Here is a 9,403-nt window from a genome sequence, read left to right as displayed (position 1 = left end):
CAGTGGGCGCTTGCTACGGTATCAGCCTATTCGCTCTGCAGGGCGTCGCGCTGTTTGCGCACCTGGTCGGCGCTGATCGGCGCGGCGGCGTTGCCCCAGCTGTTGCGGATGTAGGTCAGCACATCGGCGACGTTTTCATCCGACAGGTTCCAGGCGAAGGCCGGCATCGCCGGGCCGGTGGGCGCTGCTTCGGTACTCACGGCGCGGTTGCCGGCCAGTACCACGCGGATCATCGAGGCGGCATCCTGCGCGTTGACCAGTGGTGCATTGGCCAGTTTCGGGAACAGCGTGGGGATGCCTTCGCCGTTTGGCGTGTGGCAACCCGAGCAGCGATCCGCGTAGATCGCGCCGCCGGCCTTCATTACCGGGTCCTCGGCGGCCAGCGGCTCTGGCTTGTCGTGCTCATGGTCGAGGTCCTTGAGGTACACGGCCACCGCCATCAGGTCCTCGTCACGCCAGTGCTGAGTCGAGTGCTCGACCGCTTCGGCCATCGGCCCGGAGGCAATGTCGTAGCGGTTTGCGCCGGTCTTGAGGTACTGGACGATGTCCGCCTCGCTCCAGTCGCCGAGGCCGATATGGGCGGCACCGGTGATGTTGGGCGCCATCCAGCCCTGCAGTTCGCCGCCCTGCAGGAACTCGGCGTCCTTGTCGCCGCCGATCAGGTTCTTTGGCGTGTGGCAGCTGCCGCAGTGACCCAGGCCCTGCACCAAGTAGGCGCCGCGATTCCACTCGGCGCTCTTGTCGGCTTGCGGCTTGAACTCGCCCTCGGTGAAGTTCATCCAGTTCCACACCTTCATGTTCAGGCGCAGGCTGAAGGGGAAGGGCAACTGGTTGGTTTCCACCTCGTTATGCACCGGCTCGATGGTGCGCAGGTAGGCCCACAGGGCCTGGTTGTCGGCGCGGGTGACCTTGGTGTACGCCGCGTAGGGCATGGCCGGGTAGAGCTGCTTGCCATCGCGGCGGTGACCGCGGGCCATGCTGGCCTCGAATTCCTCGAAGTTCCAGCGGCCGATACCGGTTTGCTGATCCGGGGTGATGTTGGCGCCCAGCAGCTTGCCGAACGGTGTGTCGATGGCCACGCCGCCAGAGAACAGCGGCTTGCCGGGAATGGTGTGGCAGGCGGTGCAGTCGCCGAGTGTGGCGATGTAGCGGCCTTTCTGTACCAGCTCGTAGGAATCCTGGCCGCCGACGGCATGGGCGCCGGCGCTCGCGGTGGCCAGCAGGGCGAAGCTGACGCTGAGAAGAGTCTTCATACGCTGATCATCTCCCCGGGGCGCTTGAGGTACTGAGTACGAATCGCGTGGGCGGCCTTGAAGGCCAGGGCGCCGACGGTGCCGGTGGGGTTGTAGCCGGGGTTCTGCGGAAACGCCGAGGCGCCGACCACGAACAGGTTGGGCACGCCCCATACCTGCAGGTGCTTGTTCACCGAACTGGTCGCCGGGTCGGCGCCCATCACGAACCCGCCGACCACGTGGGACGACTGGTAGGAGGTGTTCGACCAGGGCCCCTTGCGCGGGCTGGCGAACATCATCTTGGGGTTCAGCGCCTTGGCGATCTCGGCGGTCTTGTCGGTCACGTACTGGGCCATGCGCAGGTCGTTCTCGGTAAAGTCGAAGGTGATGCGCAACAGCGGCCGGCCGTGGGGGTCCTTGTAGGTCGGGTCGAGGGACAGGTAGTTGGTGCGCGCACTGTAGTTGCTCGCCTCGCAGCCGATGGACATGCTCGCGGCGTAATACTGTGCCGTGGTTTTCTTCCATTCCTTGCCCCACTTGGGCGTGCCGGGCGGTACCGGGCGCGCGTTGATCGGCGCCGCGCCGATGGGCGTCACCCGGGTGCTGCCGCCACCCACGAAGCCCAGGCCGGAATGGTCGAAGTTGTCGTTGTTGAACTCGTCGATGCCCATGCCGATGGCGCCGCCACCGATAAAGGGGTTGAAGTTCTTGTCATCGAAGAAAAGCTGCACGTTGTTGGCCGTCTGGTAAGCGTAGTTGCGGCCGGTGGTGCCGGTGTTGCTGATCGGATCGTAAGGCTTGCCGATGCCGGAGAGCAGCATCAGGCGCACGTTCTCGAAGGTAAAGGCGGCTACTACCACGATGTCCGCCGGCTGTTCCCACTTGTCACCATTGGCATCGACGTAGACGATGCCGGTGGCGCGCTTGCCGGTGCTGTCCTTGGTCACTTCCAGCACTTCACAATGAGTGTTGGCGGTGAAGTTGGGCATGCGTACCAGCGCCGGCAGCACGTTGACGATGGCGCTGGCCTTGGAATAGTTGGCGCAGCCGTAGTTGGTACAGAAGCCGCAGAAGGTGCACGGCCCCATGGTCACACCATACTGGTTGGTGTAGCCCTGGGAGGCCAGCGCGGACGGCACCGGGAACGGCTTGTAGCCCATGTTGCGCGCCGCTTCGGCGAACAGCGTGGGTGCGTAGGTCTGCTTGGTCGGTGGGTTGGGGTATTCCCGCGAGCGGGGGCCCTCGAAGGGGTTGCCGCCTTCGATGATCGTGCCGCCGATGTTGCCGGCCTTGCCGGAGATCCCCGCGACGCGATCGAAGGCGTCGTAGTGCGGCTCCATCTCTTCCCAGGTGGTGCCCCAGTCCTGCAGGGTCAGGCCCTCGATGGCCTGGCTGCCGTAGCGTTCGGTGAGGTGGCTCTTGAGGCGGAACTCCTCGGGCTGGAAGCGAAAGGTGATGCCGGCCCAGTGGTTGCCGGCGCCGCCGGTGCCGTTGCCGGGGTGGAAGGAGCCCCAGGTGCGCATCGGCAGCGCGGTTTCGCCCGGCTTGTTGCGCAGCGTGCAGGTGTTCTGCCGGGTGCGCAGCATCAGCTCCTGGCGCTGGACGTAGCGCAGTTCGTCGGTCACCGAGGCGATGTTGAAGTCGCTCGCCGTGTCGCGCCAGGCGCCACGCTCGAAGCCCATCACGCGCAGGCCTTCGTCGGCCAGTTCCTTGGCGATGATCGAGCCGGCCCAGCCGAGCCCCACCACCACGACGTCGGTTGCAGGAAGTTTCTTGGCCATGCCGCTCATCCTTTGCGATTCCACGCGGAGCTGCCGATGATCGACAGCGGTATCAGATCCAGCTTTTCGTTATGCCGGTCGATGTAGGGGCGGTAGTCGTAGCGCGCGCCAGGGAAGCCCAGCATCTTCCAGCTCACCATATCGCGGTTGCCACCGTAGATCGGATCGGCGAAGAAGCCCTCCATGGTGTTCTGCAGCACCTGGGTGAAGAACACCTTGGATTCGATGTGCTCGAAGGCGATCTCGCCCGACTCCAGGCCCTTGAGCACCGCGTCGCGCTGCTCACCGTCCAGCTCGCTGAAGCGTTTTCCGAAGGTCTTCTGGCAGTGCTTGCCGAGTTGCTCCAGGCCCAGACGATAGCGCTCGCGGGGCAACTGCTCGGAACCGGGTTCGATGTCGGGCACGAACGGGCCTTGCTGGTAGAGGCGCTCGTAGGTGCCGTAGTGGCCGGCCAGCTGGCGGTCGATGAACACCGCGCAACCAGCCTCCTTGCCGCTTGGGGACAGCTCGTCCGCCGGAATCAGCTGCTCGACGATGGCCTCGACTTCACGGGCCTCGTCGGCGGTCAGGAACTGCCAACCCTTAGCGTCGTAATGCAGCGGGCCGTTGTGGTCGAACGGCAGCCACTGCGGCACGCCGCTGATGGTGGCGGCCTGGGCGCTGGCGGCGACGCCGGCTGCCACGGTGGTGGCCGAGGCCTTGAGCAGCGAGCGGCGGCTCAAACCCCGCGGGGCTTCTTTGGACATGGGAACTCCTCGAACGCCGGGCAATGTGTTGCCCGACTCAGGCTGTCTGGTATGCAACCGCCCGGGGCGGCATGAGGGCACGGGTACCCACGACGGGCGTCGTCTGCTGTGGCCGGTTATGAATAATGGTTTTCGGCGCTACGACGCGACGTCGAAAGGGGCTCCAGAGGGGGCTGCAAAAGTTTCTGCAATGCATTGCAACAAACTATTGGACGGCGCCATGGAACTTCTTCAAAAAGTCCGACAGCGAAGCGGCGCGGGGCGTTCATGCTTTTTTGGTCAAGTAGTCAGAAAGTTTTCTGGCGGCTGCCGCCCAGCCCGCATGTAGCGGGATGTATGAGGATGTTTCGATATCTGTATAACAGTCGGCGCAAGCCACCTGAGGCCACCGTTGACGGGTATTTCGCGCCTTTCAAGTTTCCTCCAACCACGCCGATGAATCGGTACCCATCCTGGAGTTCTTTGCCGTGTTCAACTCTCACCTCAAACAGATCAACAAGCAGCTGGAAGCGCGCTTGGCCATGCAGGAGGAGGTAAGGGAGAACCTCGACAAGGAAATGATCATCATCGAGCTCGGCGCCGATGGCCGCATCGAGCGGGCCAATGAGCTGTTTCACAGCGAGCTTGGCTATCGGCTGGGGGATGTCGAAGGGCGGCCATTGAACCAGCTCTCGCCGCCGGATCTGGCCCGCGACCCGCACCAGAGCCGTGCACTGTCGGCCATCAAGGAGCGTCGCCATTTCAGCGGCGCCCTGCGCCTGCTCGACAAGCATGGCCGGCACGTGTGGTTGCGCTCGGTAGCCATGCCCATCAGCGATGTGCAAACCGGCAAGCAACAGATGGTGATCCACTCCAGCAACCTGACGCGAACCATCGAGGCCTCGCTCGAGAACGAGAGCCTGGTCAAGGCGCTGCAACGTTCGACGGCGGTGATCGAGTTCAACCTCGACGGCACGGTGATCACCGCCAACGACCTGTTCCTGCGCGGCATGGGCTACAACCTGACGCAGGTGGTCGGTAAGCACCACAGCATGTTCTGTACCCCCGAAGAGAGCGCGTCGGCGGGTTATCAGCAGTTCTGGGAACGACTGCGCGGTGGTCAGTTCGTGGTCGACCGTTTCCGGCGCATCGACAGTGCCGGTCGTGATGTCTGGCTGGAGGCGACCTACAACCCCATCATCGATATCTACGGCAAGCTCTACAAGGTAGTGAAGTTCGCCACCGTCATCACCGAGCAGGTGAACTTGGAGCAGGCTGTCGCCAAGGCCGCCAACCTTGCCTACAGCACCTCGCTGCAGACCGACACCAGCGCTACCCGGGGGCGTGAGGTGATTCGCGACACCGTCGAGGTGTTGCACCGCCTGGCCAGTGCGATGGAAAACGCCACCCAGAGCATCCAGGCGCTGGACGCACAGGGCAAATCGGTCGAGACCATCGTCGCGGGGATCAGTGGGATTGCCGACCAGACCAATCTGCTGGCGCTCAACGCGGCAATCGAGGCGGCCCGCGCGGGCGAGCAAGGGCGTGGTTTTGCCGTGGTGGCCGATGAGGTGCGCCAGCTCGCCTCGCGCACCTCCAAGGCCACTCAGGAAATCGTCGCGGTGGTGCAGCAGAACCAGGCGCTGGCTTCCGACGCCGTCGATGTGATCACCCGCAGCCGTGAGCTGGCGGGGCAGGCACTGGCCCTGGCCAGCGATTGCGACACGGTGATCGAGAACATCCAGCGTGATGCCGAAAACGTGGTTGCCGCCGTGAGCCAGTTCTCCAGCCAGGTGGCGAGCTGAGCCATGGCGCTGCTGCGCCTGGCGGACGGCCGTGGCTGAGGGTCAATCAGTCCTCGGCCGGCAGCGTCCAGAACAGTTGTACGCCGTCATCGCGCCAGGCGATGGTGACATTGTCGTTTTCGGCTATTTCATCGAGGATCCGCGACCAGTCTTCGGGGCTGTCGCCCTCGACTCGCAGCAGCACCGCCGACCGGGATCGTTGCGCGGCAGGCGCGTTGATGGCACGGGAAACCCGCAAGCCCAGTTGTTCGTACGAGTTGGGCATGGTGGCGGCAGAAGGGGCATCTTGAGTCATGGTGCAGAGTCTCGAATTGCTGTATGTGCATACAGTAATTCGAGAGCGGCTCGATTGTCACTACCGTTCGGGTTTCTGCTCGCTGCCGGTGATGGCCAGGGAGTGCTCGCTGCCATAGCAGGGGAAATACAGGCTGACGCTGGTCCCTTGGCTCTGCCTGCTGGTCACCGCTAGCTGGCCATTCATGTCGGTGACGAAGCTCCTGACCATGGTCAGGCCCAGGCCGGTGCTCTTGTTCGCTGCTCGGGTGGTATAGAAGGGCGCGAATATGTGCTCGAGTGCTTCCGGGGCGATGCCGGTGCCAGTGTCGGCGACGCGGATCACCACATAGCGCCCTGGTTTGAAGTTGGCGTTGTGGTGCATAAAGTTGCTGCGATCGAGGAGGGTATTGAAGGTGCTCAGGATCAACTGGCCACCGCCTGGCATGGCATCCCGGGCATTGGCCACCAAGTTGATGATGGCGCTTTCCAACAGCTGCCTGTTGGCCCTGAGAAAGTTGCTGTCGCTGGCGAGGTCGAACTGGCAGTCGATCTTCTGGCCGACATCGTTACGGATCAGCGTGCTCATGCCCAACAGCAACTGGTTGGGGTCGATACGTTCCAGCACCCGTGGCCGGGTACGGGCGAACAGCAACAGCCCCTCGGCCAGCCGCGTCACCTGATCTGTCGCTTCCCGGCACAATGCAAAGCGTGCCTGCAGTTGCTCCGAGCCGTTGTCGGTGATTTCCCGTTCCATCAGTGACAGGCTCATCGACAGGCTGGTCAGCTGATTGGTGAACTCGTGGACCACGCCACCGCCAACCTTGCCGATCTGCTCCATTTTCTGCGCCTGCATCAAGGCATTCTGCAGATGGTTCTGAGCCTGCTCCTGGGCTGCATGCTGGCGCAGATCCTGGATGCTGTTCATGAAGCCGATCATGGTGCCATCCATGCCGAACAGCGGCACGATATTGGCGAGTATCGGCACCTGACTGCCATCGCGGCGCTCGACGATCATGCGCAGGTTGGTGATCGGCTTTTTGCTGAGCAGCACGGCCGCCAGGGGCGATTGCTCGAAGGGCATGTGGGCGCCATTCTCGCTGCGCAGGCGATAGGCGCCCGTGTAGCGGATCGGCTCCTTGCCAAGATCCGGTGCCTCGCCCCAGATTTCCGCCGCCTTGGGGTTATAGGTGGTCAGGTGGCCCGCGGCGTTGCACAGGTACACGCCAACCGGCAGGAACTCGATGAGCTCATGGCCGATCTTGCGGACAAGTGGCACATCATCTGGCAGCCGCAGACCGGTGCCGGGCGGGTTTTCTGCCATGGCGGCTCCGTCAGGTGGTAGGCCTAGGGTAGTCGTTTCGGGTGGTGGGCGCGACTGGGCGTGCTGGCCAGGGAGGATGATCGACAATGTAACTGCCAGAAACGACAGCCGAGGTGAGGGCGCCGCTGCAGAGATTTCAGATGTAGTCCGCGAGACAGGCGGTGCCGGCCTGCTGCTCGAGCTGGTGCAGCTGGCGTCGGGCAGCGGTTGACTGCCAGCGTTCTCGTACAGGAGGTTATCCCGTTTCTTGAGGGGCAGGCCCAGGCGGTGGAGTCACGGCCGCTGAAGAGGCGGCAATCACCGTGCTCATGACTTGGCGGCGCGTTCTGGAGCGGCGGCGTTGCGCTTCTGGTTTTTCCTGAGGCGCTAGCCTTTACTGTGTAGCCACGTCGTCTCTGATGCCGACTAGCACCTGGCCCGGGTGCCGGTCGATGCCTGATGGCATGAGGCTGGAGATGAGGAGCCGCTGATACACCACCAAGGGGACGAGGTGGTGGGGGACAGGGTTAATAGTCACAAATCGAATAAGGTTATGTCGTAATCGAAGATGTATTGTTGCGAAGTTGTCTCATACTGCGCGTATTCATCATTTGATAAGGAATATCACATGATCCGTCACTTGAGGGATTCGCATCATGATGTCAGCTAGACAGCAACGACAACTGATCGAGGCAGCTTTTTTACCCCATGCGTGCAAATGCAGGGCCAGCCCTGAAGGCCTCCTAACCATCTATGTGTGTGATGCTGTCAGCGATGCAGTGCTATTGGAGGTATCGGGGGTAAGCACCGCTGCTCTGGTGAATTGGGATGCAATCGACAAGTTTGCCACCGACCTGCAGCGCAATCTCAAGGGTGACGAACAGCGTGAACGTAGCGCCGGCTAGTGCACATGGCCGTGATGTGATGGTTCAAAAAAGGCCCGCAGTAGCGGGCCTTTATGCAGCTGACTTAGCGCTTTGCTCCGGTTCTGACCGGCCTTACGCCCTGCCTTGGCGGCTTTCTCTCGCCATTTATCGTTCCCTTCCATTGGATGCCGTATGGGCACAGCTAACGGTATGGAAGGAATGTGGGTGAGGGCTGTTCAAAGGGGGCCGACAAACGGAGCGGGCAAGAGCCGCCGGCGATATGCCACTACGAGGCGCTGGGGTGAAGTGATTCTGGCAGAGGGGTGATCGGGGGCAGAGGCTGCGGTGCAAGAAGAACGCTTTTTAAGTCGGCCATCACCAAGCTCACCAGCGACGCATTTCGCAGCTGCTTCGCCGTAAGAATGCGGCTAGCGACAAGGTTGCCCTTGAGATCCCGGCAGGAAATGGACAGCCCTTCGGCGTGACGCTCGGTTTGGATAACGTACCGCTCGGCCACTTCCACCGCAAGCTGGGCAAGGTATGTGTTCATGGTCAAGGCTCTGGCTATGCAGCTAAGAGCGACTGCAGTCATGATCGTTCGAATTATCTTACAGCAGGTATTCGGCGATGTGCTACCACGCGGCCAGGTTCTGGCCGTAATGCAGGCGATTAACGACATGAACGCTGAACAAGTCAGGGTTGCGGTTCTTCGCCTGTGTTTCGAGCAGACTGATCAGCTGGTAAAGCTGAGAGGTGGTCATGGCGTTGCGGCATGGAATATCGAACAGGTTTATCGATGCTTTGGACGCCGGATTAGCTCCACATCCATGGTCGTCGCAGACGCCAGGGTGATGGTAGCCCTGAGCGCGGCGAAGTACTGGATGTTCCGGATCGCCAGGTTAAGCTTCATCTTTGCCATGGTGGGCCGGATGTCTTTAGGGAGAGCGGTTGGATTCTGACCCAAAGCGAAGCGATGCCAATCGTCCCCGCCGGGAGATGTTTTCTAGCGGCTGCGAGGCGAGAGGTGTAGCTCTCTGAAGTGGCTGCATGCTGGCCATCACGTCAGGCAAGGGCTGGTAACGTAGGGGCGGCACCAGACCGTCAAGCACGGCGCCGCTCGATGAGATTGGCAAGGTGCGCAGGGAGCTCAGACCCTCCGCTGGCAACTGGCGGCAACGGTGCAGTGAATCGCCCTCGGTGCACCGATGCGTACCTGAGCGCTACTTTTTGAGGTGCGCCTCGACGTCCTTGGCCATTACGCCTACTGCCTTAACGGCGGCCTTCAGCTGAGCCTGGGTGCAACCGAATTTCTTTGTCCACCAGCTGACCTCCCAGCTTTCGTTAACGTTCACCCGGGAGCGGTCTTGTGGGCCGCGATTATCAAGATCATCTGCCATTAGTCATGCTTCCTAGAGTGG

General features: G+C 62.2%; 10 protein-coding genes. 3 read left to right on the top strand and 7 right to left on the bottom strand.

Going from position 1 to position 9,403, the window contains the following annotated elements; all coding sequences use genetic code 11:
• Positions 1-26 precede the first annotated feature (26 nt).
• The 3 genes from BM154_RS07320 to BM154_RS07310 are packed head-to-tail and all read right to left on the bottom strand — an operon-like array spanning position 27 to position 3,759.
• A complete protein-coding gene (locus tag BM154_RS07320; RefSeq protein WP_074881746.1) occupies positions 27-1,253 on the bottom strand; it encodes a cytochrome c in 1,227 nt (408 codons plus the stop codon).
• Positions 1,250-3,013, bottom strand: coding sequence for a GMC family oxidoreductase (locus tag BM154_RS07315; RefSeq protein WP_074881743.1), 1,764 nt, complete (start codon positions 3,011-3,013; stop codon positions 1,250-1,252). Before BM154_RS07315 ends, BM154_RS07320 begins: the two co-directional genes overlap by 4 nt.
• Before the next feature lie 5 nt (positions 3,014-3,018).
• Positions 3,019-3,759, bottom strand: a complete 741-nt coding sequence (locus BM154_RS07310) for a gluconate 2-dehydrogenase subunit 3 family protein (RefSeq protein WP_074881740.1) — start codon at positions 3,757-3,759, stop codon at positions 3,019-3,021.
• Between the two features lie 467 nt (positions 3,760-4,226).
• Between BM154_RS07310 and BM154_RS07305 the strand changes: the two genes are divergently transcribed.
• Positions 4,227-5,543, top strand: coding sequence for a methyl-accepting chemotaxis protein (locus BM154_RS07305; RefSeq protein WP_074881739.1), 1,317 nt, complete (start codon positions 4,227-4,229; stop codon positions 5,541-5,543).
• 46 nt (positions 5,544-5,589) lie between these two features.
• On the opposite strand, the gene BM154_RS07300 is transcribed toward BM154_RS07305, so the two are convergent.
• Both BM154_RS07300 and BM154_RS07295 read right to left on the bottom strand, forming a co-directional pair.
• Positions 5,590-5,838, bottom strand: a complete 249-nt coding sequence (locus BM154_RS07300; RefSeq protein WP_074881738.1) for a DUF1654 domain-containing protein — start codon at positions 5,836-5,838, stop codon at positions 5,590-5,592.
• Between the two features lie 60 nt (positions 5,839-5,898).
• Positions 5,899-7,140: a two-component system sensor histidine kinase NtrB gene (locus BM154_RS07295; protein ID WP_074881737.1), complete on the bottom strand. Its 1,242-nt coding sequence runs from the start codon at positions 7,138-7,140 to the stop codon at positions 5,899-5,901.
• A gap of 635 nt (positions 7,141-7,775) precedes the next feature.
• Here BM154_RS07295 and BM154_RS24640 point away from each other — a divergent pair.
• A complete protein-coding gene (locus BM154_RS24640; RefSeq protein WP_074881736.1) occupies positions 7,776-8,024 on the top strand; it encodes a DUF1652 domain-containing protein in 249 nt (82 codons plus the stop codon).
• A 247-nt stretch (positions 8,025-8,271) separates the two neighbouring features.
• On the opposite strand, the gene BM154_RS07285 is transcribed toward BM154_RS24640, so the two are convergent.
• A complete protein-coding gene (locus BM154_RS07285; protein WP_074881733.1) occupies positions 8,272-8,535 on the bottom strand; it encodes a hypothetical protein in 264 nt (87 codons plus the stop codon).
• On the opposite strand from BM154_RS07285, the gene BM154_RS07280 reads away from it, so the two are divergent.
• The gene (locus BM154_RS07280; RefSeq protein ID WP_074881730.1) at positions 8,534-8,944 is read left to right on the top strand and encodes a hypothetical protein; all 411 of its coding nucleotides are present in this window, start codon (positions 8,534-8,536) and stop codon (positions 8,942-8,944) included. The two genes, BM154_RS07285 and BM154_RS07280, sit on opposite strands and share 2 nt — an antisense overlap.
• A gap of 261 nt (positions 8,945-9,205) precedes the next feature.
• Here BM154_RS07280 and BM154_RS07275 read toward each other — a convergent pair whose 3' ends face one another.
• Entirely contained in the window at positions 9,206-9,382 is a 177-nt protein-coding gene (locus tag BM154_RS07275) for a DUF3606 domain-containing protein (protein ID WP_074881728.1), read from the bottom strand.
• Positions 9,383-9,403 lie beyond the last annotated feature (21 nt).

Source organism: Phytopseudomonas argentinensis, from assembly GCF_900113905.1.
In the GTDB taxonomy this organism is placed as follows: Bacteria; Pseudomonadota; Gammaproteobacteria; order Pseudomonadales; family Pseudomonadaceae; genus Aquipseudomonas; species Aquipseudomonas argentinensis.
This window is presented reverse-complemented; position numbering and strand designations above follow the sequence as displayed.

Bases quoted from the DNA above. Each gene is read 5' to 3' on its own strand.
- BM154_RS07320 (WP_074881746.1), bottom strand. From the start codon at position 1,253: ATGAAGACTCTTCTCAGCGTCAGCTTCGCCCTGCTGGCCACCGCGAGC.
- BM154_RS07315 (WP_074881743.1), bottom strand. From the start codon at position 3,013: ATGGCCAAGAAACTTCCTGCAACCGACGTCGTGGTGGTGGGGCTCGGC.
- BM154_RS07310 (WP_074881740.1), bottom strand. From the start codon at position 3,759: ATGTCCAAAGAAGCCCCGCGGGGTTTGAGCCGCCGCTCGCTGCTCAAG.
- BM154_RS07300 (WP_074881738.1), bottom strand. From the start codon at position 5,838: ATGACTCAAGATGCCCCTTCTGCCGCCACCATGCCCAACTCGTACGAA.
- BM154_RS07295 (WP_074881737.1), bottom strand. From the start codon at position 7,140: ATGGCAGAAAACCCGCCCGGCACCGGTCTGCGGCTGCCAGATGATGTG.
- BM154_RS24640 (WP_074881736.1), top strand. From the start codon at position 7,776: ATGATGTCAGCTAGACAGCAACGACAACTGATCGAGGCAGCTTTTTTA.
- BM154_RS07280 (WP_074881730.1), top strand. From the start codon at position 8,534: ATGGTCAAGGCTCTGGCTATGCAGCTAAGAGCGACTGCAGTCATGATC.
- BM154_RS07285 (WP_074881733.1), bottom strand. From the start codon at position 8,535: ATGAACACATACCTTGCCCAGCTTGCGGTGGAAGTGGCCGAGCGGTAC.
- BM154_RS07275 (WP_074881728.1), bottom strand. From the start codon at position 9,382: ATGGCAGATGATCTTGATAATCGCGGCCCACAAGACCGCTCCCGGGTG.